Source organism: Pseudomonas hormoni, from assembly GCF_018502625.1.
GTDB lineage: Bacteria > Pseudomonadota > Gammaproteobacteria > Pseudomonadales > Pseudomonadaceae > Aquipseudomonas > Aquipseudomonas hormoni.
Genome location: NZ_CP075566.1, coordinates 623,146 through 649,288, shown reverse-complemented (window position 1 = coordinate 649,288; position 26,143 = coordinate 623,146). Strand labels below are relative to the sequence as shown.

The window sequence follows — 26,143 nt, the reverse complement described above, 5'->3', positions numbered from 1 at the left end:
GGCCTTTTTTGTGCGCGTCGAAAACACTCACTACTCACTGTAGGAGCGAGCTTGCTCGCGATGGTCGTGAACGAAAACGCGTAAAACCAGATGCCCCGTGGTGGCCTTGAGTTTTTCGCGAGCAAGCTCGCTCCTACAAGTGGCTGTTTTTGCCAGAAGCGAGAAATCGTTCTGATTCCGAAACTTAGGTCTCCCCTGCGACCGTTCGCCGCTTATTCACGCTTATTTGACCGGGTTCCGGATTAACGGTTGACACACAGGCGTATCTCTATAGAATGCCGCCACACAGACGCGGGATGGAGCAGTCTGGTAGCTCGTCGGGCTCATAACCCGAAGGTCGTCGGTTCAAATCCGGCTCCCGCAACCAAACATCAAAAAAGGCTACTCGAAAGAGTGGCCTTTTTTGTATCTGTTGAAAAAGTCCTTTCGCAACAATGACCTGTCACTCTGTGGGGAAGCGTTCGGAGTCACTGAAACTCTGAGATCAGACTATGCTGAATCGCAGACAGAACCCTCCACGACGGATGACCTGCCATCGCCGACAACCGGCGAGAGGCGTTAATATTTGTGATTATTTTTTTCTACAGGGATTGGTAACTTGGCTGGATACCCCCATCCTGTCGCGCACAATCCAAGAGGTGATTGATGCGCGCCAACTCGTCTGATCCACAAGAGACCGTCACAGCGACACAACCCATCAAGCCCGAGCGTTTGCGCTTGCTTGATCGGATCAGCAAGTACCGCCAACCCATTGGTCTGGCGGTCACTTTGCTGTTGTTCGCGATCGCGCTGATTGCCTGTCGCCATCTGCTGAGCGAACTCGATCTGTACGCTCTGCACGACTCGATTCTTGAAGTACCGAAACCGGCACTGTTGGGCGCACTGGCGGCGACCGTCCTCGGCTTCATTATCTTGCTCGGCTATGAATGGTCGGCCAGCCGCTATGCTGGCGTGACGCTGGCGCCGCGTATTCTTGCCCTGGGCGGGTTCACCGCTTTCGCCATCGGCAATGCCATCGGTCTGTCGATGCTCTCGGGGGGCTCGGTTCGCTATCGTTTATATGCACGTCATGGTCTGGGGGCTTCAGAAGTCGCTCACATGACGCTGTTCGCCAGCCTCTCGCTCGGCTGCGCCCTGCCCCCCCTGGCTGCCCTCGCAACGCTGAGCAACCTGCCGGCCGCTTCCACCGCCCTAGGTCTCTCCGAGATGTTGCTGGCTGCGATTGCCGCTGCGGTGTTGCTGTTGTTTACCGTATTGGCCGTCGGCATCTATCGCCGGCGCCTGCCGGAGCAGCCTTATCCGGACAACCTGCTGGTCAAGGTCGGTCGTCGCACCTTGCGCCTCCCGGGCCGTCGCCTGACGTTCCTGCAACTGATCATTACTGCCCTCGACGTGGCCGCCGCTGCAACCGTGCTTTATCTGTTGCTGCCGGAAGCACCGCCGTTCGGTGCGTTCCTGCTGGTGTACCTGCTGGCCCTGGCCGCCGGCGTGCTCAGTCATGTTCCCGGCGGTGTCGGGGTGTTCGAAGCGATTCTGCTGGCCGCCTTTGCCGACAAACTTGGCGCCGCGCCACTGGCTGCCGCGCTGTTGCTCTATCGCCTGATCTACGTGGTGCTGCCGCTACTCGTTGCTTGCGTGCTGTTGCTGATCAACGAAGGCCAGCGCCTGTTCCAGACCCGTCAGTCTTTGCGCGCCGCGTCCGGTCTGGCCGCGCCGATTCTGGCGGTGCTGGTGTTTCTGTCCGGCGTGGTGCTGCTGTTCTCCGGCGTAACCCCGGAAATCGATACGCGCCTGGAACACATCGGCTTTCTGATTCCCCATCGGCTGGTCGACGCTTCGCACTTCGGCGCCAGCCTGGTCGGCGTGCTCTGCCTGCTGCTGGCTCAAGGCCTGCGCCGTAGACTGTCGGCCGCCTGGATGCTGACCACCATTCTGTTGCTGGTTGGCGCGGTGCTCTCGCTGCTCAAAGGCTTCGACTGGGAAGAAGCCTGCCTGATGACTCTGACCGCCAGCCTGCTGGGGGTTTTCCGGCGTTCGTTCTATCGCCCGAGCCGTTTGACCGAACTGCCGTTCTCGCCGCTGTATCTGGTGTCGAGCCTGTGCGTGCTCGGTGCGTCGATCTGGCTGCTGCTGTTCGCTTATCAGGACGTTCCGTACAGCCATCAACTCTGGTGGCAGTTCACCCTCGACGCAGACGCCCCGCGTGGCTTGCGCTCGCTGCTCGGCGCCGCCGTGCTGCTGGTGGTGGTGTCCCTGACCTGGCTGCTGCGTACCGCGCGCCCGGTGATCCACGTGCCGACGCCGGATGAGCTGGACCGTGCAGTAAAAATCCTGATGGCCTCCGCGCAACCGGATGGCGGCCTGGCCCTGACCGGTGACAAGGCGCTGCTGTTCCATCCCAACGACGAGGCGTTTTTGATGTACGCCCGCCGTGGACGCAGCCTCGTGGCCTTGTACGACCCGATCGGTCCGACCCAGCAACGGGCCGAGATGATCTGGCAGTTCCGCGACCTCTGCGACATCCACCACGCCCGCCCCGTGTTCTATCAAGTCCGCGCGGAAAACCTGCCGTACTACATGGACATCGGCCTCACTGCGATCAAGCTCGGCGAAGAAGCCCGGGTCGATCTGCAGCGCTTTGATCTCGAAGCCAAGGGCAAAGAGATGAAAGACCTGCGCTACACCTGGAACCGTGGCACCCGCGATGGCCTGTCGCTGGAGATCCATGAGCCGGGACACGCGCCGATGGATGAGCTCAAGGTGATTTCCGATGCCTGGCTGACCGGCAAGAACGTGCGCGAGAAAGGCTTCTCGCTCGGCCGTTTCAGCGATGACTACCTCAAGCATTTCCGCGTCGCGGTGATTCGTTTCGAAGGACGCCCGGTGGCGTTTGCCAATTTGCTCGAGACTTACGGCCACGACCTGGCCAGCCTCGACCTGATGCGCGCACACCCGGAGGCCCCCAAGCTGACCATGGAATTCATGATGGTCGGCCTGATTCAACATTATAAAAATCATGGGTACGCGCGTTTCAGCCTGGGCATGGTGCCGTTGTCGGGGTTGCAACCCCGTCGTGGCGCACCACTGACCCAGCGCCTGGGCTCGATGGTATTCCGCCGTGGTGAGCAGCTGTACAACTTCCAAGGTTTGCGCCGCTTCAAAGACAAGTTCCAGCCTGACTGGGAACCCCGTTATATGGCCGTGCCCGCCGGACTTGATCCGCTGGTTGCCCTGGCCGACACTGCTGCCCTGATTGCGGGCGGCTTGACTGGATTGGTGAAACGCTGATGATTCAACGCTCCTTGCGGTACGTACTGGCCACACTGGTAGTGCTGGCCCTGATTCTTGGCGGCGGTTACTGGTACCTCAAACGTCCGGCGCCAGAACCGACCCTCGAACGGCTGACACCCGCCGACGGCGCCGCGATGACCCGCGTCATTCCCGGCAACACGCCACGCGCCCAGGTGCTGGTGGCGGTCAATGAAGACCAGAAGCTCAGCGACAAACAATTGATGACCCTCAGCCGCAGCGGCTCGGCGCAGATCGTTCAGGTGATCCTGCCCAAGGAATGCCTGCTGCAAAGCCGCGCCCTGCAAGCGGGCCTGAGAGAACTCAAAGGCCCGGCGACCCTGGTCAGCGGCATCGGCCCCGGCGCCGTGCTGGCGTGGCGCTGGTTGTCCGAGCAGAAGGACGACAAGTCCCAGGCTGTTTCGGTGGACCTGGCCCTGGAAAAACCCGGCTGCACCCACCTGCTGCCAAAAAGCGCCGCTCACGGTCACTGGCTGGTGGCGTGGAACGATAACCCGGACGACACCAGCGCCGGCTTCGTGCGCGACCAACCCAACGCCGAAACCAGCATCAGCGACTACGACATCAACCTGCCGCAAGTGCTGAACAACGAACTGCGCAAGCTCCTCGTCGGTGGCGACAAAGCCGCTGGCGGCCTGCAGATTCCAGTGGTTGAAGTGCCGGCCGGTCAGGCCAAGGACACCGTTACCCTGTTCCTCTCCGGTGACGGTGGCTGGCGCGACCTCGACCGCGATGTGGCGGGCGAAATGGCCAAGATCGGCTACCCGGTGGTCGGCATCGACACCCTGCGCTACTACTGGCAGCACAAGAGCCCGGAGCAAAGCGCCCTGGACCTCGCCGAGCTGATGCAGCACTACCGGCAGAAATGGGGCACCAAGCGCTTCATCCTGACCGGCTACTCGTTCGGCGCCGACGTGTTGCCGGCGATCTACAACCGCTTGGCAGAGTCGGAGCAGCAACGCGTCGACGCAATCATCCTGCTGGCCTTCGCCCGCACCGGCAGCTTCGAAATCGAAGTCGAAGGCTGGCTCGGCAACGCCGGCAAAGAAGCCGCCACCGGCCCGGAAATGGCCAAGCTGCCACCGGAAAAAGTGGTGTGCATCTTCGGTGAAGAAGAAATCGACGAAAGCGGCTGCACCGACAAGACCGCCGTGGGCGAAGCGATCAAATTGCCCGGCGGCCACCACTTCGACGAGAACTACCCGAAACTGGCCCAGCGGTTGGTGGATGTGATCGAGAAGCGTCAGGCGAAGGAGACGGCAGCTCAGGAGTGACCTGAACCCGCCCACAAAAAAGCCCTCGCTGCCTTACGGTAGCGGGGGCTTTTCTGCATGTACAAACCACTAGCCAAATTTTATGTCGATGGCCTGTCTTCAAAGACTAAAACTGAACATCAATCCACGTTACGTCATCTTCAACGGCGATAAAGTCGCTATCCGGTGCCGCCAGCAAGCTGCTTTGCTGCGACTCCGTTAACTCCGCCCAAAAGCCATCAGTTACGAACACCATTCGCTCACCCACAGCTAATGGGTGAAAAACAAAGTCAGGGTCTGGCGCACGGTTAACTTTCAAGCATCGGGTTATCCAGTTTCGAGCAGGATCTGGCGCCAGCTCACGGTGCGAACGGTCGCGCCGCCAATTGGCTTTGCAGTGGGGCGGTGTAATCCACTCAATCGTGCCTGCGGGTGTCACCACTCCGCACGAACAGTCACCCTCATAAGCAAGCGTCAGCTTTCCATGGGCAGCGACACCGATCAGGTAACACGTGCTCCCTGTCTGGTCCGCAAACAAAGTGGGGTGAAGTTCGGCCAGCACTGAACGAAGGGCCTGCTCGACTGCTCCGTATTCAGTGATATCGCCTCCCCGATCCATGTGTTTCGGGTACGCCGCTAAAACACCTTTTACGAAGTACTCGGCCAGTTGGCCACTGCCCGGCTTCGACGTACCGTCCGTGATGACGAACAGCCCTCGTTCGCCGTCGCAGAAAGCTCCAGCACAGTCATGATTGGCATTCCTGGCCCGCCCGATTACTGATCGGGTTTCGTATCTCATGCGTTGCCGAGGTCCTTCATGCGCGCGTGAATAATTCGACCTCTACCTGGATTGGCTTGCACCGAGCCCGAGCTTTCGATCACGTAGTCGATGCCATCGAGCTTCCTGAGTTCTCGAATTCCAGCCGTGATGAACTCCTTGAGCTCCGAGCCAGCCTGGCTAACTTCCTCCAGAAGCTCTGGACGACCATCAATCAATATGATGATGTCTTCGACATCCTTGTGGTAAGGATCGCCCTTACCGCGACCGCTAAAGGCCTCCAGTTTGGTGGCAAGAAAGTAGGTCGGTTTGAATATCCGAATAACGAGACCGCTGGGCAACGTAAAGTTATCCGCCTTCGCAAGCCCTTCAACGAACCAATGATTGGCATAACCGAGCACCGCTGGATCAGAAGGCATCACGTCGACCACGACATCGTTAAAGCGAAATCGGCAGTTGACCTCATCCTCGCCGGTAATCTTGAAGTTCTTGATCGCCAGGCGTTCTGTGAGGCGTTGCCATTCGCTGATGCCTGCCAGCTCAATCACCAAGTCGACATCTTCGGTGAAACGAATGTCGTCGAGCACGACAGCATCGGTGACCAGCATAGCCGTGGTGCAGCCACCGACAAAAGCAACCTCAGCGAGAAACGCCTCCCCCAGGCCGTCTGCAACAAATTCTATGAGCTCATAGTTGTGATCAGCGTTTGACGGCATGCTATTTCAGCCCCATCCCTGCCCGTAGAATGTCAATCGCCACGCCACACTCTCGCGGGCCGCCAAGACGGATCGCATCAGCAAGCGCTAGAAAGTGATAAAGGGTTCTATCTTTCTTCACGGCTTCCGGCACGGTCTTGTAGAGCGGCTCTATCGCCTGACCACGCTCAGTTCCCAACGCGTCCGGCCAAACCGGAATCAGCTCGCCAGCGCTACTGATGCTTTTGGACAACGCTGGCGCTGCAAAGCCCGTCGGAATACCGCGAACCATTGCACCCGGTTTCACCGGGAAGAAATATTTCAAAGCATGTTCGGTGATTTTCAGCAGCTCTCGCCGATTAACTTTCGGCAGCCCGGTGTCGTAATCGCTGATAAGCAGTCCAGATTCGCGACATCGGGATATGGCGTTTGAAATCTCACTTTTGCTTATTCCAAGAGATGCAGACAGCGCACGCAACGAATAGCCTTCACTCCAGCTCGCCAGCGGCGGAGAGGGTGCTGGGTCCGACCACCCTTCCCAACCATCCTCATCGCTCAGGGGCGAGTCGAACGCCTGGCGGCGGAAAACAGTTGCTTCACTATCATTTGGGTAGGTCGCTAGCGGCTCACTTACTCGCGCGCCTGCCGTCATTCGATTTACTTGCTGAGGCTTCAATAATCCCTCAACCGCGTTCGAATTCGACTCAGATTCCATCGCCCCGTAAAGATTTTCTTCCTGGGCGTGCAGACTGGCCAGCTTGAACAAAAGCAAAATGTCTTGACTCTTCACAATGCTAAAAACCCCAAGTGTCCACATTCCATAAAACGTGGACACTTGTCTCATTGAAAATATTGAGTCGTCAAGACCCAATCGATACATCAGATGCTGTTGAGAGACGCGCCATGCCCAGCTCCGTCGGCCTTTCCTGGCGTACCGAGCCCGCATATCGTCGTCGCTAATTGCGTCGACCTCATCAAAACCGGTCAGGCGTTCCAGAGCGGCTACTTCAATCAGAAGGTCATTCAGCTCGTCGAGCATTCCCTGGATATACATCAACATTGATAATTACCGCCGCCAGTTGATTGCGCTCGTGGCGTTTAGTTTTTGTTTGTTTCAGACGGCGCGATATCAGATGACGCCCGCAGACCTTGTAGGCAAACTCCGAATCGTGTTTTTTGGGCACTTTGATGCCTTGTTGCGCTTTTCTTCGACGGGATAGTCTCCGGACGTCGCTGACCATTCAGCGATCGGGTGTGGTAACCCGGTTAGGCAAAGTGCAACACCGCTCCCATCACGGTTCGTGCGTTTTTACGTCTGTAATCCCGTGTTAAGGCGGCTGTGCGTGGGAGACCTTCGGGTCTGCCGGTTCCTTTGCTCCACCGGTTTACCACCCTGCGTACAGCTGCCACCCATTCGTGTGGTAACGAATGCGGCAGCTCCTCGTTTTAAGGAGCGAAACAATGAGCAAAACAAATCCGTACCTTCAGAGCTGAAAACCATCGGCCTCACCCCCTTCATCTACTGCTCAAACCAGGCGCTGTTCCATTGTCAGTCGAGACGTTCCCCTCGGTGATGCGTTAGCCATGGCCTCTGACTTCCTGTTCCTCGCCAAGGAACTCACCCGAGATGCTGCCTTCAACCGCGATACCGACCGACACATCTGGGCCGCGCATTACCTGACGGCGATGAGCAAGGCCGTGGTTGATGATGCGGTGAAGGTGCTGGAGCGACCGGCTGCGACGAATACCGAATCTAAAATATGATGGCCTGAGCGCAATTCAGCAGGCGCCACAGATTCCTTGTGGGAGCGAGCCTGCTCGCGATGACAGCGGCACATCTACCATAGATGTGACTGACACAACGTCTTCGCGAGCAGGCTCGCTCCCACAGGAGTTCCCGCCAATTCAGTCGTAAGCGCCAGACAATAAAAAGCCCCCGCTGCCGGCAAGGCAACGGGGGCTTTTTGATGTCGCGGGCCTTACATCTCGACCTGCGTACCCAACTCAATCACCCGGTTCAGCGGCAAATTGAAGAACCGCAAATTGCCGTTGGCGTTCTTCAACATGAACGCAAACAACGCCTCGCGCCAGCGGGCCATGCCTTCAAGCTTGGAGGCGATGACCGTCTCGCGGCTGAGGAAGTAGGTGGTGCGCATCGGGCTGAAGTCCAGGTCATCGAGGTGACACAACTTCAGCGCTTGCGGAACATCCGGCTCGTCGATGAAGCCAAAGTGCAGGATCACCCGGAAGAACCCTTCGCCGTAGGAATCGACCTCGAAGCGTCGTTGTGGCGGCACCCGCGGGATGTCTTCGTACACCACTGTCAGCAGCACCACTTGCTCGTGCAGCACCTGGTTATGCAACAGGTTGTGCAACAACGCGTGGGGCACGGCGTCCGGACGGGCAGTGAGGAACACTGCGGTGCCCTGGACGCGATGCGGCGGTTGTACCGCAATACTGCTGATGAAAATCGGCAGTGGAAGCCCGCCTTCGTCCATACGCTCCACCAGCAACTGCTTGCCGCGTTTCCAGGTGGTCATCAGCACAAACAGCACAATACCGGCGATCACCGGGAATGCCCCGCCCTGAACAATTTTCGGCACGTTGGCAGCAAAGTACAGACCGTCCACCAACAGGAAACCGATCAACAGCGGAACCGCGAGGACCGGCGGCCATTTCCACAGCAGCAGTATCACCGCCGACACCAGGATGGTGGTCATCAGCATCGTGCCAGTCACCGCCACACCGTAGGCCGAGGCCAGAGCGCCCGAGGATTCGAAACCCAGCACCAACAGGATCACACCGACCATCAGCGCCCAGTTCACCGCGCCGATGTAGATCTGGCCTTGTTCGGCGCTGGAGGTGTGCTGGATGTGCATGCGCGGAATGTAACCAAGCTGGATCGCCTGCCGGGTCAGGGAGAACGCGCCGGAGATCACCGCTTGCGAGGCGATCACCGTGGCCAGGGTCGACAGGCCGACCAGCGGAATCAACGCCCAGCTTGGCGCCAACAGATAGAACGGGTTGCGCGCCGCTTCCGGATCACCGAGCAGCAAGGCGCCCTGGCCGAAGTAGTTCAGCACCAGTGCCGGCAGCACGAGGATGAACCAGGCGCGGGCAATCGGCTTGCGCCCGAAGTGGCCCATGTCGGCGTACAGCGCCTCGGCGCCAGTCAACGCCAGCACCACCGCACCGAGAATCGTCACGCCCATGCCCGGGTGATCCATGAAGAAGCGCACGCCCCACGCTGGGTTCATCGCTTGCAACACTTCCGGGTGCTGCAGGATGCCGTAGACACCCAGCGCGCCCAGCACCAGGAACCAGGTGACCATGATCGGCCCGAACAGAATGCCGATCCGCGCGGTGCCATGACTCTGAATCAGGAACAACGCCACCAGTACGATCAACGACAGCGGCACGACCCAATGGTCGATGCCCTCGAAGGCCAGCCCGAGGCCTTCAATCGCCGAGAGCACGGAAATCGCCGGGGTGATCATGCTGTCGCCATAGAACAGCGCCGCACCGATCAGCCCGCAGACCACCAGCAACCCCTCAACTTGGGATGCCCCCGCCGCCCGCCGGGCCAGCGCGGTCAAGGCCATGATCCCGCCTTCGCCCTGGTTGTCGGCACGCAGGACAAACATCATGTACTTGATCGACACGACCCAGATCAACGACCAGAAGATCAGCGCCAGAATCCCCAGCACCCCGTCATGGTTGACGGGCACGCCATAGGCACTGGAAAACACTTCTTTGAGGGTGTACAGCGGGCTCGTGCCGATATCGCCATAAACCACCCCGACCGCCGCGACCAGCATGCCGATCGGTTTTGCCGCCGAATGCTCCGCGCCCGCCGCCTGACTACTTGCCTGCCCCATCCAAAACTCCTACTACTCAGACCCGGACTTCTTATAAGAAGCACTATGCTTGTCGTGCAGCATGCGCTGTTTTACTTCACGTTACAGACGTTTTGTTGATTGTAAAAAATCGGTAAAGCGTAACGGCGCGAAGCATAGCGCAGCACTCGTCGTATTTCCCTCCATAAAGCTGGTCAAGTGAACGTCTCATCGCTAGAATTGCGCACTTTTTGATCAGAGGCACACCAAGTGCCCGTTTGTCGCCTTGCCGTCTTCGGCTGGAGGCGTCACAAATACCGAGGTTAGACATGTCCACCACTCCTGCGCCGGCCAATCCAAAGGTTGGCTTCGTATCCCTGGGTTGCCCCAAAGCACTGGTCGACTCCGAGCGCATCCTTACCCAGCTGCGCATGGAAGGTTATGACGTTGTGTCCACCTACCAGGACGCCGATGTCGTGGTGGTCAACACCTGCGGCTTCATCGACTCGGCCAAGGCTGAATCGCTGGAAGTGATCGGCGAAGCCATCAAGGAAAACGGCAAGGTCATCGTGACCGGCTGCATGGGCGTCGAAGAAGGCAACATCCGCAACGTGCACCCGAGCGTACTGGCCGTGACCGGTCCGCAGCAGTACGAGCAAGTGGTCAACGCCGTGCACGACGTCGTGCCACCGCGCAAGGATCACAACCCGCTGATCGACCTGGTACCGCCGCAAGGCATCAAGCTGACCCCGCGCCACTACGCGTACCTGAAGATTTCCGAAGGCTGCAACCACAGTTGCAGCTTCTGCATCATCCCGTCGATGCGCGGCAAGCTGGTCAGCCGCCCGGTCGGTGACGTGCTCGACGAGGCACAGCGCCTGGTCAAGGCCGGCGTCAAAGAGCTGCTGGTGATTTCGCAAGACACCAGCGCCTACGGCGTCGACGTGAAATATCGCACCGGTTTCTGGAACGGTATGCCGGTGAAAACCCGCATGACCGAACTCTGCGAAGCCCTGAGCACCCTCGGCGTCTGGGTTCGCTTGCACTACGTTTACCCGTACCCGCACGTCGACGAGCTGATCCCGCTGATGGCCGCCGGCAAGATCCTGCCGTACCTGGACATCCCGTTCCAGCACGCCAGCCCGAAAGTCCTGAAGTCGATGAAACGCCCGGCCTTCGAAGACAAGACCCTGGCGCGCATCAAGAACTGGCGCGAGATCTGCCCGGACCTGATCATTCGTTCGACCTTCATCGTCGGCTTCCCCGGCGAAACCGAAGAAGACTTCCAGTACCTGCTGAACTGGCTGACCGAAGCCCAGCTCGACCGCGTCGGCTGCTTCCAGTACTCGCCAGTCGAAGGCGCACCGGCCAACGACCTCGACCTGGACATCGTGCCGGACGACGTCAAGCAAGACCGTTGGGACCGCTTCATGGCGCACCAGCAAGCCATCAGCTCGGCGCGTCTGCAAATGCGCGTCGGCCGTGAAATCGAAGTGCTGGTCGATGAAGTCGACGAGCAAGGCGCAGTGGGTCGTTGCTTCTTCGACGCCCCGGAAATCGACGGCAACGTGTTCATCGACAACGGCAGCAACCTGAAGCCGGGCGACAAAGTCTGGTGCAAAGTGACCGACGCCGACGAATACGACTTGTGGGCTGAACAGATCTAAACGCAAAAAATACGAAAAGCCCTGCTCTCTTGACGAGATGCGGGGCTTTTTTACGGCTATCGTTTCAGGTGAGAAAGGACTCGCACATTCCATTGCAAAAGGGGCTGCCGGCCATGCGCCAACATTCGGTCATCCACACGCCGAAACAGAGCGACTATCAAGAACTGACGCAAGTCTGGGAAGCCTCGGTGCGCGCTACCCACGACTTTCTGCCCGAGAGCTACATCGAACTGCTGAAGAATCTGGTGCTGACGCGGTACCTCGACGCGGTGATGCTGATCTGCACCAAAGACTCGCGCCAGCGCATCACCGGGTTCGCCGGCGTCGCGGCGGGCAAGATTGAAATGCTCTTCATCGACCCCGCTCATCGCGGCCAGGGCCTTGGAAAGCAGTTGCTGCGTTATGCCCTGGAACACCTGAACGCCGATGAACTGGACGTCAACGAGCAAAACCCGCAGGCCTTGGGCTTCTACTTCAAACAGGGTTTCGAGGTGATCGGCCGCACCGAGCATGACGGCATGGGCCAGCCTTATCCGCTGCTGCACATGCGGCTGCGCCAAAACCAGCAGCGCTCAAAACATGCCTGACACACTATAGAACCCCTGTGGGGGCTGGCCTGCCAGCGATGCAGACGCTACGGTTTGTCAGGTACACCGAGGTGATGCAATCGCTGGAAGGCCAGCTCCCACAGGAAATGCAACTGCATTGAAATGGAGCCGGGATTAACCGGCGCCCAGCAGGTACAATGCCCACCCCTTTTTTGTTACGGCCCTGTCATGACTGACCCGATTCGTCTCTCCAAACGCCTCATCGAACTCGTCGGCTGTTCCCGTCGGGAGGCTGAGCTGTTCATCGAGGGCGGCTGGGTCACCGTGGACGGCGAAGTCATCGACGAGCCGCAGTTCAAGGTCGACATCCAGAAAGTCGAGCTCGACCCGCAGGCCCAGGCCACCGCGCCGGAGCCGGTAACCATCCTGTTCAACGTGGCGGCAGGCATGGACGCGGAAACGGCCATGGCGACCATCAGCGCTGAAACCCTGAGCGAAGAGCACCGTTTCAGCAAACGTCCGCTCAAGGGTCATTTCCTGCGCCTGACCGCCAGTACCGACCTGCAGGCCAACGCCAGCGGTCTGCTGGTGTTCACCCAGGACTGGAAGATTCTGCGCAAGCTCACCGCCGATTCCGCGAAAATCGAGCAAGAGTATGTGGTCGAGGTTGAAGGCGACATGGTGGCTCACGGCCTCAATCGCCTGAACCACGGTCTGACCTACAAGGGTAAGGAACTGCCGCCGGTCAAAGCCAGCTGGCAGAACGAAAACCGCCTGCGTTTTGCGATGAAGAACCCACAACCGGGCGTGATCGCCCTGTTCTGCCAGGCCGTCGGCCTGAAGGTCGTCGCCATCCGCCGCATCCGCATCGGCGGCGTGTCCATCGGCAAAGTGCCGTTGGGCCAATGGCGCTACCTGTCCGGCAAAGAGAAGTTCTAAGACTTTTCACGCCGCCACACATTTCGGCGCCGCTGTTTATGCGGCGCCCACTGCTGAATATCAGGATTGCACACCATGATTCATAACGACGTACTGCGCAGCGTGCGCTACATGCTCGACATCAGCGACAAGAAAGTCATCGAGATCATCAAGCTCGGCGGCATGGACGTGTCCCTGGAAGACCTGCTGACCTACCTCGACAAGAAAGAAGAAGACGAGGAAGGTTTCGTACGCTGCCCGGACGAAGTCATGGCGCATTTCCTCGACGGCCTGGTGATCTTCAAGCGTGGCAAGGACGAAAGCCGTCCGCCACAGCCGATCGAAGTGCCGGTCACCAACAACATCATCCTGAAAAAGCTGCGTGTGGCCTTCGAACTGAAGGAAGACGACATGCACGCGATCCTCAAGGCCGCGGAGTTCCCGGTGTCCAAGCCTGAGCTGAGCGCGCTGTTCCGCAAGTTCGGCCACACCAACTACCGTCCGTGCGGCGACCAGTTGCTGCGCAATTTCCTCAAGGGCCTGACCCTGCGCGTTCGCCCGCAATAATCCGCGCCGCGCACCCTGTAGGAGCACAGCTTGCTGGCGAAGGCGATCTTCAAAACGCCTTCGCCAGCAAGCTGTGCTCCTACAGAGGCCGCGGCAGGTCCGGCTGTATGAACGCTCATTCCGCGCAAAAATAGTGGCTCCGCTTCCGGCGGCTGACGACTAGGGTGTATTGACCCTCAGCTCTCAGGATTCGCCATGCACCCGTACTTTTCCCTGCAAGGCCGCACCGCTCTGGTGACCGGCGGCACCCGTGGTATCGGCAAAATGATCGCCAAGGCCTATGTCGAGGCCGGCGCTGCGGTGTACGTCTGCGCGCGGGATGCCGAAGCCTGTCAGCAAACCGCTGACGAGTTGAGCGCATTCGGTGTTTGTCACGGGGTGGCGGCCAATCTGGCCACCGAAGAAGGTGTGCTGCAACTGGCCTCGCGGCTGGGTGAACAGATCAGCCATCTGGATATTCTGGTGAACAACGCCGGCACCACCTGGGGCGCGCCGCTTGAGAGTTACCCGGTCAAGGGCTGGGAAAAGGTCATGCAGCTCAACGTGACGTCGGTGTTCAACTGCATCCAGCAGTTCTTGCCGCTGCTGCGCAAGGCCGGGTCCGAAGCGAGTCCGGCGCGGATCATCAACATCGGCTCGGTGGCGGGGATTTCTTCCTTCGGCGAACAGGCTTATGCCTATGGGCCGAGTAAAGCGGCTCTGCATCAACTGTCGCGGATTCTGGCGCGGGAACTGGTGAGCCAGCACATCAACGTTAACGTGATCGCGCCGGGGCGCTTTCCGAGCAAAATGACTCAGCACATCGGCAATGATGAGCAGGCGTTGGCGGAGGATACCGCGCTGATTCCGATGAAGCGCTGGGGCCGGGAAGAAGAGATGGCGGCGTTGGCGATCAGTCTGGCGAGTACGGCTGGGGCGTATATGACCGGGAATATTATTCCGCTGGATGGAGGGTTCAGTCTCTAGATCGGCGGTGCGGCCATCGCGGGCAAGCCTTGCTCCTACAGGGTTCTTTGGCGAACACAGAGTTTGTGTACGCCAAAGAACCCTGTAGGAGCAAGGCTTGCCCGCGAAGAGGCCGCCCCAGCCACCACCAGACTTGAGGCCCGCCGGGTTATCATGCCCGCCCAAATTCCTGCCTCGATCTCAAACCATGACCTACAGCGTTTCCCCCATCGGCTTCGTGCGCTCCTGCTTCAAGGAGAAGTTCGCCATCCCGCGCCAGCCGCAACTGGCGCCAGCCGCTCGCGGCGTGCTGGAACTGGTGGCGCCGTTCGATCAGGGCGATGCGGTGCAAGGTCTGGAGCAAGTGAGTCACGTCTGGCTTCTGTTTCTGTTTCACCAGGCCCTGGAAGAAAAACCACGCCTGAAAGTCCGCCCGCCTCGTCTTGGCGGCAACAAGTCCATGGGCGTGTTCGCCACCCGCGCGACGCACCGGCCCAATGGCATAGGTCAATCGGTGGTGAAGCTGGATAAAGTCGAAGCCAATCGCCTGTGGATATCCGGCATCGACCTACTCGACGGCACACCGATTCTCGACATCAAACCCTACGTGCCTTACGCCGACATCATCGATAAGGCCTCCAACAGCATCGCCAGCGCTGCACCACAGTTGATTCCCGTGCAGTGGGCGGATTCGGCGTTGCAGCAAGCGCACGGGCATGCTCAGCGCCTTGAAGAGCCACTGGTTGAGCTCATTGAGCAATGTCTGGCGCAGGATCCGCGCCCTGCATACCAAACTCCTGCGCCTGAGCGGGAGTATGGGGCGCAGTTTTGGGATGTGGATGTGCGGTGGCATTATCCGACACCGGAGCTGATCCGCGTTCTTGAAGTCATTCTTGCCCCTGATTTGTAGGAGCAGAGCTTGCTCGCGATGGCGATTTCAAGGACGCCATCGCCGGCAAGCCGTGCTCCTACAGGGATTGTGCCGGACATAAAAAAGCCCCCAATTGCCGGCACAGGCAATGGGGGCTTTTCAATGATGCGGTGTTCTTACTTCTCGACGAACGCACGCTCGATCAGGTAATCACCCGGCTCGCGCATCCGCGGCGAAACTTTCAGGCCAAAGCTGTTCAACACTTCGCTGGTTTCATCGAGCATGCTCGGGCTGCCGCACAGCATGGCGCGGTCGTCCTGCGGGTTGATCGGTGGCAGACCGATGTCGCTGAACAGCTTGCCGCTGCGCATCAGGTCGGTCAGGCGACCTTCGTTCTCGAACGGCTCACGGGTCACGGTCGGGTAGTAGATCAACTTGTCACGCAGCGCCTCGCCGAAGAACTCGTTCTGCGGCAGATGCTCGGTGATGAATTCGCGGTAAGCGACTTCGTTGACGTAACGTACGCCGTGGCACAGGATCACTTTTTCGAAACGCTCGTAGGTTTCCGGGTCCTGGATGACGCTCATGAACGGCGCCAGACCGGTACCGGTGCTGAGCAGGTACAAATGTTTGCCAGGCTTCAAGTCATCCAGTACCAGCGTGCCCGTAGGCTTTTTGCTGATGATGATCTCGTCGCCTTCCTTCAGATGCTGCAACTGGGAGGTCAGTGGGCCATCCGGCACCTTGATGCTGAAGAACTCGAGATGCTCTTCCCAGTTCGGGCTGGCAATCGAGTAAGCGCGCATAAGCGGGCGGCCGTTGGGCTGTTGCAGGCCGATCATCACGAACTGACCGTTCTCGAAGCGCAGGCCCGGATCGCGGGTGCACTTGAAGCTGAACAGAGTGTCGTTCCAGTGGTGAACACTGAGGACACGCTCGTGGTTCATGTTGCTCATGTACGTGGGACTCCTGGAGATTTTGCCTGCGCCGATGATGTGCGCAATTGCATCGCATTCTAATGGCAGCGACAATATCTGTTAAATGGATTATTAAGATAAGGGTTATCGGTTATATAGATATGCGATTTACTCTCCGTCAACTGCAAGTATTCGTCGCCGTCGCCCAGCAGGAAAGCGTATCCCGTGCTGCGGGTCTGCTCAACCTGTCGCAATCGGCGGCGAGCACCTCGATCACCGAGCTAGAGCGTCAGTGCAGCTGTCAGCTGTTCGACCGCGCCGGCAAACGGCTGAGCCTCAACGCCCTCGGCAAACAGCTGTTGCCGCAAGCGGTGGCGCTGCTCGACCAGGCCAAGGAAATCGAAGACTTGCTCAACGGCAAGTCCGGTTTCGGCTCTTTGGCCGTCGGCGCGACACTGACCATCGGCAACTACCTCGCCACCCTGCTGATCGGCAGCTTCATGCAGCGCCACCCGGAAAGCCAAGTGAAGCTGCACGTGCAGAACACTGCCAACATCGTGCAACAAGTCGCTCACTATGAAATTGATCTGGGTCTGATCGAAGGTGACTGCAGCCATCCGGACATTGAAGTGCAGAGCTGGGTCGAGGATGAGCTGGTGGTGTTTTGCGCGCCGCAGCATCCGCTGGCCATTCGCGGCACCGCGACCATGGAGGAGCTGAGCCACGAGGCGTGGATCCTGCGGGAACAAGGCTCTGGTACGCGGCTGACCTTCGATCAGGCCATGCGTCACCATCGCAGCGCGTTGAATATCCGGCTGGAGCTGGAGCACACCGAAGCCATCAAGCGCGCGGTGGAGTCAGGATTGGGGATTGGCTGCATTTCGCGGCTGGCCCTGCGCGATGCGTTCCGCCGCGGCAGCCTGGTGCCGGTAGAGACGCCGGACCTGGACCTGGCCCGGCAATTCTATTTCATCTGGCACAAACAGAAATATCAGACGTCAGCGATGCGCGAATTCCTCGACCTGTGCCGCGCCTTCACCGCCGGGGTTCAGCGCAGCGACGAGATCGTGTTGCCCACTATCGCTTAAAGCAGAATCACCGCCCACACCAGCCCGATCATGGTCAATGCCACGAGCTGTGCGGCGCTGCCCATGTCCTTGGCGTTCTTGGACAGCGGGTGCAGTTCAAGGGAGATGCGGTCAATGGCCGCTTCCACCGCCGAATTGAGCAACTCGACGATCAAGGCCAACAAACAGACGGCAATCAACAGCGCCTGCTCGACGCGGCTGACGTTCAAAAAGAACGAAATCGGGATCAGGATGACATTGAGCAACACCAGTTGCCGAAAAGCTGCTTCGCCAGTGAAGGCTGCGCGCAGGCCGTCCAGCGAATAACCGGAAGCGTTGAGGATGCGTTTCAGGCCGGTCTGGCCTTTGAAAGGGGACATAAAAGTGGCAACTGACCAAAAAGGAGTGGGAAAGCTAGATCAACCAAAGTCAAAAAAGCGTGAAGACGCCAATCCTTAGTGGCTTGAAATTGACTCAAGTTGTTGCAGGAGCAAAGCCGCCTGGGTCCGGGTCCGCACATTCAGCTTACGGAAAATCGCCGTGACGTGCGCCTTGATTGTTGCTTCGGACACGCTCAGTTCGTAGGCAATCTGCTTGTTCAGCAACCCTTCACAGACCATGGTCAACACCCGGAACTGCTGAGGTGTCAGGCTGGCAAGGCCTTCGCTGGCGGCCTTGGCTTCGTCGGAAACGCTGACCGCTTCAAACGCCTGGGGCGGCCAGAATACATCGCCATCCAGCACCGCACGTACGGCTTTCTGGATAACGCTCAGGTCACTCGATTTAGGAATGAAACCGCTGGCACCGAACTCACGGGACTTGACCATGATCGAGGCCTCTTCCTGGGCCGACACCATCACCACCGGAATTTGCGGGTACTGACCGCGCAACAGTACCAGCCCGGAAAAGCCGTAGGCACCGGGCATGTTCAGGTCCAGCAGCACCAGATCCCAGTCGGACTTTTCGTCCAGGCGGGTTTCCAGCTCGGCAATGCTCGCCACTTCCACCAGACGGACATCCGGGCCAAGGCCCAGGGTCAACGCCTGATGCAGGGCGCTACGAAAAAGAGGGTGGTCATCGGCAATCAGGATTTCGTATGTGGCCATTTTTCAAATGATCCTGTTCTTCTAACAACTCAAGGCACAGCCACGGAGCTGCACCAACAGGGCACGTTCAACGCCAATCACGTGGCAATCCACGTAGCTTTTCACGTAAAGAAGCGGCGAATCAAACTGCGGCCGCGCCCTAATCGGCGCCAAGCATGCCCAGCGAAGCCGGGGTGGTCAAGGTGCTTGGCCGGGACAGTTCTTTGCAGTATGGGCGACAATCAGGCCGTTACGGCGGCGGAGTTCTGCACGAAAGGCATCAGCTCGGCGTGTGCCGGTGTTTCAACATTCATTTCCAGTTGGTGTTTGGCATCGAGGTAATGCTGGCTGAACACGTCGAAATAAGCGTCCAGTGCCGATGCGGCCTCCACATCGCCCGCCAGATCGAGGCACAGCGCCGCTACTTCGGCCGTGCACAAATGCTCGCTGCGGGTCGACCGGCGCAGCCGATAGCGTGAAAGCTTTTCCGGCAGCAGGCTGAGGATCGGCAGCGCATCGAAATAAGGACTTTTGCGGAATATCTTCCGGGCTTCGGTCCAGGTCGCGTCCAGCAGAATGAACAGCGGTCGCTTGGTGCCATCGACTTCGACCGTGTTCGTTACTCGCTCCGGCTCGACGTACTCGCCGGGAAAGACCAGATACGGTTGCCATTGCGGGTCGGCGAGCAATGCCAGCAACTGCGGATCGGTTTCCGTACGCGACCAGATGAACGCATGGTTGTCGCGCACCACGTCAGCGATCAGCCACCCGGTGTTGCTCGGTTTGAACACTTCCTTGTTGGTCATGATCAGACACACGCCAGAGCGGGTCTCGACCTGCGGACGCCACGCGCACAGGCAGTGGCTCTCGATCACGCGGCAGGCACGGCAACGGGGTGCCCGCCAACCACGGGCCTGAATCGGCTTGATGCCCTCCTCTTCGCGCTGATCACGCAAGCGAGCTACGGCGTTGGGGGCGTGGTTCATCGTGGGCAACACCGGCAGACAGGAAAACTCGACACGAGTAGCACTCAGGGCAATAAAGGCCGGCAGTTTACCAGAGCGGCCGGCGCAAGCCTGTACCGTCCAGACGGGCTCCCCTATAATTCGTCACCACTGAACGCACAGTCATGTGACGGGTCGAACCACCAGTCACTGAACCAGGAGAGTTTCATGTTGCGCCTTATCGTTCCCACCGCTGCCATTCTGCTGGCGTCGTCCTTCAACGCTCAGGCTGCGTCCTTGAGTGAGCAGAATCTCAACAGAGAGCTGCGAAACGTCGCCGCACAAAGCAGCGTCGGCACGCCACGGGCGATCAACGAAGATATTCTCGATCAGGGCTACACCGCCGAAGGCAATGTTTTGATCAACCACTTGAGCGTGCAAAGCAGCCATGCCAACAAGATGCGGGCCGACCCGAAAGCCGTGTATTTCCAGCTTGGCGCCTCTGTGTGCAACAACCCATCGTTCCGCAAACTGATGGCCAAGGGCGCGGTCATGCGTTACGACTTCACTGAGGTGAAGACCAACCGCTCAGTCGGCTCCGCCAGCTATCAGGAATCGGATTGCCCGAAAGCCACACCGGCGAAGAAAAAGTAATTCAACGGGAATGGGAATTGGCGCGCCGCTGTTCATCCTCGGCGCGCAGTTCTGCCAACAGCGCCTGTAAATAGCGCGAGCGCCGGTCGGCTCCCTCCAGACGCCGGCAGCACTCCTCTTCAAGACTCAAATGATTGGTCTCGGCCGATGACTTCAATAATCGATACAGTTGCGTATCGATCTCCAGAATGACTCTGGCCATAGCATCCCGCCTCCTTGCACTTCGCCCTTGCTTGAGCGACAAAGTCCTTGAACCGCTTGTGCCGTGCGCCCTGCCATTGACGCAAAGTTGTCGTGTTACACCTGTCATTCAGTAAATCAGAGTGTCGGGCACTCGGCGCGCGTTCAGACGAGCGGTGAAATCACCTTGCAAATCGTCAATAAGCGGTTGCCAGGAAAGACTTTGCAGCGCAATGATCAAGTCAGCGAAAATCACTGTGAGGGTCTAGATTCATAGTGTTCCCGTTCACTTTTCAGGGCAGAAAAGGGGCTGCCTGGTTTGCGATTTTTGATGCGAATGTTTCCTTCATCCAAAGGAACAACAGAGCCTGTATGGAAGGAGAAGTTGATGCCTTACCAACCGAATGACCTCCTGAGCCGTCATTTCGAAGAAAGCGGCCACGACCTCATCAGCAAGGTCGAAGAACAACTCAACCTGGTTTCACCCAATAGCCCGAACATCCCGATCTACCGCGACATGATCCTGACCGTGCTGCGCATGGCCCAGGAAGACCACAACCGCTGGAATGCCAAGATCACCCTGCAAGCCCTGCGCGAACTGGAGCATGCCTTCCGTGTGCTCGAACAGTTCCGGGGACGGCGCAAAGTCACGGTGTTCGGTTCGGCCCGCACACCGATAGAACACCCGCTGTACGGCTTGGCCCGAGAACTCGGCGCCGCGTTGGCGCGCTCGGACCTGATGGTGATCACCGGTGCCGGCGGCGGCATCATGGCCGCCGCCCACGAAGGTGCTGGCCTGGAACACAGCCTGGGCTTCAACATCACCCTGCCCTTTGAGCAGCATGCCAATCCCACCGTGAACGGCACCACCAACTTGCTGCCGTTCCACTTCTTCTTTACCCGCAAGCTGTTCTTCGTCAAGGAAGCCGATGCGCTGGTCTTGTGCCCTGGTGGTTTCGGTACGCTGGACGAGGCGCTTGAAGTGCTGACGCTGATCCAGACCGGTAAAAGCCCGCTGGTGCCGGTGGTACTGCTGGACGCTCCGGGAGGCAAGTTCTGGCAAGGCGCCCTGGACTTCATCCGCAATCAACTGGAGGAAAATCGCTACATCCTGCCCACCGACATGAAGCTGGTGAGCCTGGTCTATAGCGCCGAAGAGGCGGTGGAGCAGATCAATCAGTTCTACAGCAACTTCCACTCCAGTCGCTGGCTCAAGCATCAGTTCGTGATCCGCATGAATCACCAGCTCAGCGACAATGCGCTGGAGCACATGCAACAAGCGTTCGCCGACCTGTGCCTGAGCGATCACTTCCATCAGCATGTCTACAGCGGTGAGGAGCACGACGAGCCGCAGTTCAGCCACCTTGCACGCCTGGCCTTCACCTTTAACGCCCGTGACCATGGACGCCTGCGGGAACTGGTGGACTACATCAACCTGCCGGAAAACTGGGCGCAGCCCAAGCCCCAGGCGCAACAACGCGCGCGGGAACCCTCGAAGGTTACGTGAGGCAAAAAAACGGCCCGCTATCAAAATAGCGAGCCGTTTCAGTCAATCGTCCATCCCTCGGCCGCTGAACAAGCGGCTGATCATTTCCATGGAATAGCCCCGATAACTCAGGAACCGCCCTTGTTTGGCGCGTTCCCGGGTGTCTATCGGTAAATGCCCGGAGAACTTGCGCCGCCAGGTGTCTTCCAGTTGTTCCTGCCAGTTGATACCGCTCTCGCGTAACGCGAGTTCGATGTCGTTGCGTTGCAGGCCACGCTGGCTCAACTCTTCACGAATACGCAAAGGGCCGTAACCGGATCGGGCACGGTAGGAAACGAAGCTTTCGAGGTAACGGGATTCGGACAGCAGGCCTTCTTCCGTCAAGCGGTCGAGGGCTGTGTCGATCATTTCAGGGAGGGCGCCGCGCTGACGCAGTTTACGCGTCAGCTCGACTCGACCGTGCTCGCGTCGTGCGAGCAGGTCCATTGCGGTTCGCCGCACTGCGACGAGTGTATCGAGTACGGCGGTCATCGGATCAATCAGATATCAGCGTCAGCCAGGTCATCTTCAGTCTCTTTGACTGGCGATGCTTTGACGTCCGGCGCTGGAGTCAGCAGTTTGTCGCGCAGCTGCTTCTCAAGTTTCGCGGCGATTTCCGGGTTGTCCGCCAGGAACTTGGCCGAGTTGGCCTTGCCCTGACCGATCTTGGTGCCTTCGTAGGCATACCAGGCACCGGACTTCTCGACGAAACCGTGCAGAACACCCAGGTCGATCATCTCACCATTGAGGTAGATGCCCTTGCCGTAGAGAATCTGGAACTCGGCCTGGCGGAACGGCGAAGCGACCTTGTTCTTCACAACCTTGACGCGGGTTTCGCTACCGACGACTTCATCACCTTCTTTCACCGCGCCGGTACGGCGGATGTCCAGACGAACCGACGCATAGAACTTCAGCGCGTTACCACCGGTGGTGGTTTCCGGGCTGCCGAACATCACGCCGATTTTCATACGGATCTGGTTGATGAAGATCACCAGGCAGTTGGCGTTCTTGATGTTACCGGTGATTTTACGCAGCGCCTGGGACATCAGACGGGCTTGCAGGCCCACGTGCATGTCACCCATTTCGCCTTCGATTTCAGCCTTTGGAACCAGTGCGGCCACGGAGTCGACGATGATCACGTCAACCGCGTTGGAACGCACCAGCATGTCGGTGATTTCCAGGGCTTGCTCGCCGGTGTCCGGCTGGGAAACCAGCAGGTCGTCGACGTTGACGCCGAGTTTGCCGGCGTACTCAGGGTCAAGAGCGTGTTCGGCGTCGACGAATGCGCAGGTCGCGCCGGCTTTCTGAGCCTGGGCGATCACCGACAGTGTCAGCGTGGTTTTACCGGAGGATTCAGGACCGTAGATTTCAACGATACGGCCTTTTGGCAGACCGCCAATGCCGAGCGCGATGTCCAGACCCAGAGAGCCAGTGGAGATAGCCGGGATCGCCTGACGGTCCTGATCGCCCATACGCATTACGGCACCCTTGCCGAATTGACGTTCGATCTGACCCAGGGCCGCAGCCAAGGCTTTCTTCTTGTTGTCGTCCATTAAAGTCCTCACGTAATCAATAAGGCCTGACGGCCAACACCTGTATAAGTAGCCAGTATTATTCCACAGCGATTCAGGATCGCCTACCCCTGATTTGAGATTTCTCCAGAGGCATGGCGCAGCAGCCCCTCTAGCGCGGCCTTCACCGTTTGTCGGCGGACCTCGTCGCGGTTACCGGTGAAGTGCTGCACCTCGCTGAACACCTTATCCCCCACGCCCCAGGCCAGCCAGACCGTGCCCACCGGCTTGCTCGGCGAACCGCCATCCGGCCCTGCTACACCGCTGACCGCCACGGCAAAAGACGCCCGGCTTTTTTCCTGCGCGCCTCGCACCATGGCCTCGACCACCTCGCGACTGACCGCCCCCACCGTCGTAAACAACTCGACCGGAACATTCAATTGCTCGGTTTTCTGACGGTTGGAGTACGTGACATAACCGGCCTCGAACCATGCCGAACTCCCCGGAATGCGGGTGATAGCCTCGGAAATTCCACCGCCGGTACAGGACTCGGCCGCCGTGACGTGAGCATTGAGAACCTGCAGGCGCCTGCCAAGTTCAGCGGCCAGTTGGGTGATTTCTTTCACGGTCATCTCCTGAGCGGGCGGAATGGGAACTACCGTACACGAGCGGATCGCGCTTGCAAGTTACAGGATCGATCAAAATGTTAGCGACCAAGCGCCCGGATGTAAGCCTGACAAGCCTGCAAGGCAATCAGCGCACGGTCGCCGGTGTCGGTGATGGCGATAATTCGTTGAGCATGCGCCGGGTCAAGTCGGGCTCGTAGGGTGCCATGAGCCACGCCGCTGGCACCGGGGGCGGTTGGCACTGCGCAGCCGGTGGAAGTGTCGCTGGCATCGAGGAGGACTGACAGCCGCACATCAGCAGTGGCAAGACGATCGCGCAAGCGACCTTGATCACGTTGGGCATCGCTAAGCGCTCGATAATGGGTTTGTTCGCTGACCGACAGCTGCTGCTCCAGCGCCAGCCGCTTGTCCTGCTCGGCCTGTTGTCGGGCGGCGGTCGCCAGGGTTAGCTGGTTGAGCGTCTCGGCGTGCGCCCTGTCCTGTTCCGCCAGTTGTCGCCCGTAACGCCCCTCCTGAAATCGCCAGGCCACCGCCGCCGAGCCACCGGCCAACACAGCCAGTAACACAACAACTCCAGCAACCCGCCACGATAAAGGGATCAAACCGAAGGCTGGCATAACACCGCCCTCGCCCGCGCCCAGAGCTGCAAACGATCCTGCAACCCGTTCAACCCCCCGTTGATCCGGCGGGTAATGCTGTTGAACTGATCGCGATCGGCCAGTTCGTTGAGGCCGTTTTGCGCCCAGAACCAGGCGGCGGATTCAGCAGCCCATTGGGGTTGCTCCAGTAGTTCCGGCAATTCCAGCAGACGCTCGTCGCCGAACAATCCGAGGCTGCACTGTTGATAGTTGTGGCGGCCGGTGATCTGAATCAAACCACGACCGCGGTACTTTTGACCGTCACCGTCGATTGCCAAGGTATTACCCAAACGAGCGGCCAACAGGCCCGTGTCGTATTTGCTCAGATACTGGTCACTGCCGAGTTCGCGCACGTAGTGCAACTGCCCGGATTCGTGCCCCACTTGCGCAAGGAAAGCGGCGATGCGTTTGGGCGTGTTTATAGAATGGACATCCATGGCGCCATTGAGGGCAGAAATGAAAACGCCCGCTTGGCTGCGGGCGTTGGGCATGATTTTTTGCAGTTGTGATTGTGTAATCGTCATCGTATCCCTTGAGCGAGGCAAACATCGGGCCCCGAGGTTTCGGATTGAATTCGGGCCGCAGGCTATGACCGGGCGTCCAGGCAAGTCGCGTCGATCGAGCAGCGGTAGCTGTTCTGGCGACTGCCGCTGGTCGTGACCTTGTCTATCGACCAGCGACCGCGCATAAAGTCAGGCCAGGTGGTATCCAGCAATACCAGTCCTTCTGCAGCCAACCCCGGATGACCAGGGCACTCGATCTTCACTTTCAACGCCTCACGCATCATCCGGCGCACCTCACCCTCACCGGCGGCCCGCGCTTCTTCTGCGCTGTGATAGCGCTGACGGACTGTCTTGAACGGTGCAATGCCGCTCTCCTCGACACGCACTTTACCGGCGGCCGCATCCCACCAACTGGTCTTGCACCCCTGATATTTGGCTCGGCTGCTTTCATCCAGAGTCGCGGAAATGAAGGCATGATCGCCGGGTCGATTATTGGTCGTCACCGACAACTGTATGTCTGGCAGCACCTTGCCCGACAACGATTTCGCCTGACCGCGCCGCGCCAGCACATACAGTTCGTTGATCGGTTTGGCGACGGCGTCGTGAAGGTAGGCCAGCCGCGTCAGAAACCCCATGTCGGTTTCGTTCGACTGATCTATGTGTTCAATCTTGATAAGGGCCAGATCGGGGGCAACGCGAGGGGAAAAACCGTGCCTGGACGTTAGCTGGCGAAACAGTGCGCCGAGGGTCGTCGGACCGTGGCTGACCGAGCGACGCTGTTTAAATCCGGTTTGATCCGCCGCACTGAATGGCGCCGCCGTCGCCACCAGCGTCAGACGCAAGGGAAACAACGTCGGCGTGCGCCGACTGATAACGAATTGGCCTTTGTCGATCAGACCCGACTCCAGGTATCCAATTCTCAGGCCGATTTTTCCGCCGAGGCTTGGTAGCCCGTCGAGCCCCTCCAGATCGATCGTGAGCGTCAATTGATCGGACTCGATCCCGGCCGCGTCGATGTGCTGCCACGAGATCAATCGCTCGTTGAGCAGTGCAGCGTTCGCGCCGTAGATTTCCACCGAGGGTGTGAAACCCAGTGACATGGTGCC

General features: G+C 59.1%; 26 protein-coding genes, 1 tRNA gene and 1 pseudogene. 13 read left to right on the top strand and 15 right to left on the bottom strand.

Annotation, left to right across the window (positions count from 1 at the left end):
* Window positions 1-290 precede the first annotated feature (290 nt).
* From KJF94_RS02955 to KJF94_RS02945, 3 genes are all read left to right on the top strand, one after another.
* Window positions 291-367, top strand: a tRNA-Met gene (locus KJF94_RS02955).
* A 278-nt stretch (window positions 368-645) separates the two neighbouring features.
* A complete protein-coding gene (gene mprF, locus KJF94_RS02950; protein WP_214381048.1) occupies window positions 646-3,288 on the top strand; it encodes a bifunctional lysylphosphatidylglycerol flippase/synthetase MprF in 2,643 nt (880 codons plus the stop codon).
* Window positions 3,288-4,583 (top strand): virulence factor family protein, encoded by a 1,296-nt coding sequence (locus tag KJF94_RS02945; protein ID WP_214381046.1) that lies wholly within the window; start codon window positions 3,288-3,290, stop codon window positions 4,581-4,583. The genes mprF and KJF94_RS02945 overlap by 1 nt, the downstream gene beginning before the upstream one ends.
* Before the next feature lie 106 nt (window positions 4,584-4,689).
* On the opposite strand, the gene KJF94_RS02940 is transcribed toward KJF94_RS02945, so the two are convergent.
* From KJF94_RS02940 to KJF94_RS02930, 3 genes are read right to left on the bottom strand one after another with little or no spacing between them, the layout of a single operon-like run.
* Window positions 4,690-5,361, bottom strand: a complete 672-nt coding sequence (locus KJF94_RS02940; protein ID WP_214381044.1) for a PP2C family protein-serine/threonine phosphatase — start codon at window positions 5,359-5,361, stop codon at window positions 4,690-4,692.
* Window positions 5,358-6,056, bottom strand: coding sequence for a nucleotidyl transferase AbiEii/AbiGii toxin family protein (locus KJF94_RS02935; protein ID WP_214381042.1), 699 nt, complete (start codon window positions 6,054-6,056; stop codon window positions 5,358-5,360). Before KJF94_RS02935 ends, KJF94_RS02940 begins: the two co-directional genes overlap by 4 nt.
* A 1-nt stretch (window position 6,057) precedes the next feature.
* Window positions 6,058-6,852, bottom strand: coding sequence for a MarR family transcriptional regulator (locus tag KJF94_RS02930; protein ID WP_214384706.1), 795 nt, complete (start codon window positions 6,850-6,852; stop codon window positions 6,058-6,060).
* Window positions 6,853-7,525: 673 nt separating this feature from the next.
* Here KJF94_RS02930 and KJF94_RS02925 point away from each other — a divergent pair.
* A pseudogene (locus tag KJF94_RS02925) lies at window positions 7,526-7,799 on the top strand (DUF3077 domain-containing protein).
* A gap of 215 nt (window positions 7,800-8,014) precedes the next feature.
* Here KJF94_RS02925 and KJF94_RS02920 read toward each other — a convergent pair.
* Window positions 8,015-9,913 carry a potassium transporter Kup gene (locus tag KJF94_RS02920; RefSeq protein ID WP_214381040.1) on the bottom strand — a complete coding sequence of 633 codons (1,899 nt, stop codon included), beginning with the start codon at window positions 9,911-9,913 and terminating at the stop codon, window positions 8,015-8,017.
* Between the two features lie 287 nt (window positions 9,914-10,200).
* On the opposite strand from KJF94_RS02920, the gene rimO reads away from it, so the two are divergent.
* The 6 genes from rimO (at window position 10,201) to tsaA (ending at window position 15,426) form a co-directional block, all read left to right on the top strand.
* A complete protein-coding gene (rimO, locus tag KJF94_RS02915; RefSeq protein WP_214381039.1) occupies window positions 10,201-11,538 on the top strand; it encodes a 30S ribosomal protein S12 methylthiotransferase RimO in 1,338 nt (445 codons plus the stop codon).
* A 113-nt stretch (window positions 11,539-11,651) separates the two neighbouring features.
* Window positions 11,652-12,125, top strand: a complete 474-nt coding sequence (locus tag KJF94_RS02910; RefSeq protein ID WP_214381037.1) for a GNAT family N-acetyltransferase — start codon at window positions 11,652-11,654, stop codon at window positions 12,123-12,125.
* Between the two features lie 189 nt (window positions 12,126-12,314).
* A complete protein-coding gene (locus KJF94_RS02905; RefSeq protein WP_214381035.1) occupies window positions 12,315-13,025 on the top strand; it encodes an rRNA pseudouridine synthase in 711 nt (236 codons plus the stop codon).
* A gap of 75 nt (window positions 13,026-13,100) precedes the next feature.
* The gene (locus tag KJF94_RS02900) at window positions 13,101-13,571 is read left to right on the top strand and encodes a YehS family protein (protein ID WP_017336769.1); all 471 of its coding nucleotides are present in this window, start codon (window positions 13,101-13,103) and stop codon (window positions 13,569-13,571) included.
* 195 nt (window positions 13,572-13,766) lie between these two features.
* On the top strand, window positions 13,767-14,537 hold the full coding sequence (locus KJF94_RS02895) for an SDR family oxidoreductase (protein ID WP_214381033.1): 771 nt from the start codon (window positions 13,767-13,769) through the stop codon (window positions 14,535-14,537).
* Between the two features lie 187 nt (window positions 14,538-14,724).
* The gene (tsaA, locus tag KJF94_RS02890; RefSeq protein ID WP_214381031.1) at window positions 14,725-15,426 is read left to right on the top strand and encodes a tRNA (N6-threonylcarbamoyladenosine(37)-N6)-methyltransferase TrmO; all 702 of its coding nucleotides are present in this window, start codon (window positions 14,725-14,727) and stop codon (window positions 15,424-15,426) included.
* A 137-nt stretch (window positions 15,427-15,563) separates the two neighbouring features.
* Here the strand turns inward: tsaA and fpr are convergent, their stop codons facing one another.
* Window positions 15,564-16,343, bottom strand: coding sequence for a ferredoxin-NADP reductase (gene fpr, locus KJF94_RS02885; RefSeq protein ID WP_003443014.1), 780 nt, complete (start codon window positions 16,341-16,343; stop codon window positions 15,564-15,566).
* A 122-nt stretch (window positions 16,344-16,465) separates the two neighbouring features.
* Here fpr and KJF94_RS02880 point away from each other — a divergent pair, with 122 nt between their 5' ends.
* Window positions 16,466-17,392, top strand: coding sequence for a LysR family transcriptional regulator (locus KJF94_RS02880; RefSeq protein WP_214381029.1), 927 nt, complete (start codon window positions 16,466-16,468; stop codon window positions 17,390-17,392).
* Here KJF94_RS02880 and KJF94_RS02875 read toward each other — a convergent pair.
* The 3 genes from KJF94_RS02875 to KJF94_RS02865 form a co-directional block, all read right to left on the bottom strand.
* Window positions 17,389-17,751: a diacylglycerol kinase gene (locus KJF94_RS02875; RefSeq protein WP_150630766.1), complete on the bottom strand. Its 363-nt coding sequence runs from the start codon at window positions 17,749-17,751 to the stop codon at window positions 17,389-17,391. The genes KJF94_RS02880 and KJF94_RS02875 overlap by 4 nt on opposite strands.
* A gap of 75 nt (window positions 17,752-17,826) precedes the next feature.
* Entirely contained in the window at window positions 17,827-18,477 is a 651-nt protein-coding gene (gene erdR / locus KJF94_RS02870) for a response regulator transcription factor ErdR (protein ID WP_017336764.1), read from the bottom strand.
* 221 nt (window positions 18,478-18,698) lie between these two features.
* Window positions 18,699-19,442 carry a tRNA-uridine aminocarboxypropyltransferase gene (locus tag KJF94_RS02865; protein ID WP_214381028.1) on the bottom strand — a complete coding sequence of 248 codons (744 nt, stop codon included), beginning with the start codon at window positions 19,440-19,442 and terminating at the stop codon, window positions 18,699-18,701.
* 186 nt (window positions 19,443-19,628) lie between these two features.
* Here KJF94_RS02865 and KJF94_RS02860 point away from each other — a divergent pair, with 186 nt between their 5' ends.
* Complete coding sequence (locus tag KJF94_RS02860; protein WP_017336762.1) at window positions 19,629-20,054, top strand: PA3611 family quorum-sensing-regulated virulence factor; 426 nt, start codon at window positions 19,629-19,631, stop codon at window positions 20,052-20,054.
* A gap of 1 nt (window position 20,055) precedes the next feature.
* Here KJF94_RS02860 and KJF94_RS02855 read toward each other — a convergent pair whose 3' ends face one another.
* On the bottom strand, window positions 20,056-20,256 hold the full coding sequence (locus KJF94_RS02855; RefSeq protein WP_150630769.1) for a hypothetical protein: 201 nt from the start codon (window positions 20,254-20,256) through the stop codon (window positions 20,056-20,058).
* Between the two features lie 366 nt (window positions 20,257-20,622).
* On the opposite strand from KJF94_RS02855, the gene KJF94_RS02850 reads away from it, so the two are divergent.
* A complete protein-coding gene (locus KJF94_RS02850; protein WP_214381027.1) occupies window positions 20,623-21,741 on the top strand; it encodes an LOG family protein in 1,119 nt (372 codons plus the stop codon).
* 42 nt (window positions 21,742-21,783) lie between these two features.
* Here the strand turns inward: KJF94_RS02850 and recX are convergent, their stop codons facing one another.
* From recX to KJF94_RS02820, 6 genes are all read right to left on the bottom strand, one after another.
* Window positions 21,784-22,251 (bottom strand): recombination regulator RecX, encoded by a 468-nt coding sequence (recX, locus tag KJF94_RS02845; RefSeq protein ID WP_214381026.1) that lies wholly within the window; start codon window positions 22,249-22,251, stop codon window positions 21,784-21,786.
* Between the two features lie 8 nt (window positions 22,252-22,259).
* Window positions 22,260-23,312 carry a recombinase RecA gene (gene recA / locus KJF94_RS02840; RefSeq protein ID WP_017336758.1) on the bottom strand — a complete coding sequence of 351 codons (1,053 nt, stop codon included), beginning with the start codon at window positions 23,310-23,312 and terminating at the stop codon, window positions 22,260-22,262.
* 83 nt (window positions 23,313-23,395) lie between these two features.
* A complete protein-coding gene (locus KJF94_RS02835) occupies window positions 23,396-23,896 on the bottom strand; it encodes a CinA family protein (RefSeq protein ID WP_214381025.1) in 501 nt (166 codons plus the stop codon).
* Between the two features lie 80 nt (window positions 23,897-23,976).
* Window positions 23,977-24,513: a lysis system spanin subunit gene (locus KJF94_RS02830; protein ID WP_214381024.1), complete on the bottom strand. Its 537-nt coding sequence runs from the start codon at window positions 24,511-24,513 to the stop codon at window positions 23,977-23,979.
* Complete coding sequence (locus KJF94_RS02825) at window positions 24,495-25,058, bottom strand: glycoside hydrolase family 19 protein (protein ID WP_214381023.1); 564 nt, start codon at window positions 25,056-25,058, stop codon at window positions 24,495-24,497. Before KJF94_RS02825 ends, KJF94_RS02830 begins: the two co-directional genes overlap by 19 nt.
* Before the next feature lie 62 nt (window positions 25,059-25,120).
* Window positions 25,121-26,137, bottom strand: a complete 1,017-nt coding sequence (locus tag KJF94_RS02820) for a contractile injection system protein, VgrG/Pvc8 family (RefSeq protein WP_214381022.1) — start codon at window positions 26,135-26,137, stop codon at window positions 25,121-25,123.
* Window positions 26,138-26,143: the final 6 nt, after the last annotated feature.

What these genes read in the sequence shown, in the direction of transcription:
- recX (WP_214381026.1), bottom strand. Translation starts at nt 22,251, where the DNA reads ATGACCGCCGTACTCGATACACTCGTCGCAGTGCGGCGAACCGCAATG.
- KJF94_RS02895 (WP_214381033.1), top strand. Translation starts at nt 13,767, where the DNA reads ATGCACCCGTACTTTTCCCTGCAAGGCCGCACCGCTCTGGTGACCGGC.
- fpr (WP_003443014.1), bottom strand. Translation starts at nt 16,343, where the DNA reads ATGAGCAACATGAACCACGAGCGTGTCCTCAGTGTTCACCACTGGAAC.
- KJF94_RS02900 (WP_017336769.1), top strand. Translation starts at nt 13,101, where the DNA reads ATGATTCATAACGACGTACTGCGCAGCGTGCGCTACATGCTCGACATC.
- KJF94_RS02850 (WP_214381027.1), top strand. Translation starts at nt 20,623, where the DNA reads ATGCCTTACCAACCGAATGACCTCCTGAGCCGTCATTTCGAAGAAAGC.
- KJF94_RS02935 (WP_214381042.1), bottom strand. Translation starts at nt 6,056, where the DNA reads ATGCCGTCAAACGCTGATCACAACTATGAGCTCATAGAATTTGTTGCA.
- tsaA (WP_214381031.1), top strand. Translation starts at nt 14,725, where the DNA reads ATGACCTACAGCGTTTCCCCCATCGGCTTCGTGCGCTCCTGCTTCAAG.
- KJF94_RS02920 (WP_214381040.1), bottom strand. Translation starts at nt 9,913, where the DNA reads ATGGGGCAGGCAAGTAGTCAGGCGGCGGGCGCGGAGCATTCGGCGGCA.
- recA (WP_017336758.1), bottom strand. Translation starts at nt 23,312, where the DNA reads ATGGACGACAACAAGAAGAAAGCCTTGGCTGCGGCCCTGGGTCAGATC.
- KJF94_RS02910 (WP_214381037.1), top strand. Translation starts at nt 11,652, where the DNA reads ATGCGCCAACATTCGGTCATCCACACGCCGAAACAGAGCGACTATCAA.
- KJF94_RS02940 (WP_214381044.1), bottom strand. Translation starts at nt 5,361, where the DNA reads ATGAGATACGAAACCCGATCAGTAATCGGGCGGGCCAGGAATGCCAAT.
- erdR (WP_017336764.1), bottom strand. Translation starts at nt 18,477, where the DNA reads ATGGCCACATACGAAATCCTGATTGCCGATGACCACCCTCTTTTTCGT.
- KJF94_RS02905 (WP_214381035.1), top strand. Translation starts at nt 12,315, where the DNA reads ATGACTGACCCGATTCGTCTCTCCAAACGCCTCATCGAACTCGTCGGC.
- KJF94_RS02930 (WP_214384706.1), bottom strand. Translation starts at nt 6,852, where the DNA reads ATGTGGACACTTGGGGTTTTTAGCATTGTGAAGAGTCAAGACATTTTG.
- rimO (WP_214381039.1), top strand. Translation starts at nt 10,201, where the DNA reads ATGTCCACCACTCCTGCGCCGGCCAATCCAAAGGTTGGCTTCGTATCC.
- KJF94_RS02820 (WP_214381022.1), bottom strand. Translation starts at nt 26,137, where the DNA reads ATGTCACTGGGTTTCACACCCTCGGTGGAAATCTACGGCGCGAACGCT.
- KJF94_RS02830 (WP_214381024.1), bottom strand. Translation starts at nt 24,513, where the DNA reads ATGCCAGCCTTCGGTTTGATCCCTTTATCGTGGCGGGTTGCTGGAGTT.
- KJF94_RS02880 (WP_214381029.1), top strand. Translation starts at nt 16,466, where the DNA reads ATGCGATTTACTCTCCGTCAACTGCAAGTATTCGTCGCCGTCGCCCAG.
- KJF94_RS02825 (WP_214381023.1), bottom strand. Translation starts at nt 25,058, where the DNA reads ATGACGATTACACAATCACAACTGCAAAAAATCATGCCCAACGCCCGC.
- KJF94_RS02875 (WP_150630766.1), bottom strand. Translation starts at nt 17,751, where the DNA reads ATGTCCCCTTTCAAAGGCCAGACCGGCCTGAAACGCATCCTCAACGCT.
- KJF94_RS02855 (WP_150630769.1), bottom strand. Translation starts at nt 20,256, where the DNA reads ATGGCCAGAGTCATTCTGGAGATCGATACGCAACTGTATCGATTATTG.
- KJF94_RS02860 (WP_017336762.1), top strand. Translation starts at nt 19,629, where the DNA reads ATGTTGCGCCTTATCGTTCCCACCGCTGCCATTCTGCTGGCGTCGTCC.
- KJF94_RS02945 (WP_214381046.1), top strand. Translation starts at nt 3,288, where the DNA reads ATGATTCAACGCTCCTTGCGGTACGTACTGGCCACACTGGTAGTGCTG.
- mprF (WP_214381048.1), top strand. Translation starts at nt 646, where the DNA reads ATGCGCGCCAACTCGTCTGATCCACAAGAGACCGTCACAGCGACACAA.
- KJF94_RS02865 (WP_214381028.1), bottom strand. Translation starts at nt 19,442, where the DNA reads ATGAACCACGCCCCCAACGCCGTAGCTCGCTTGCGTGATCAGCGCGAA.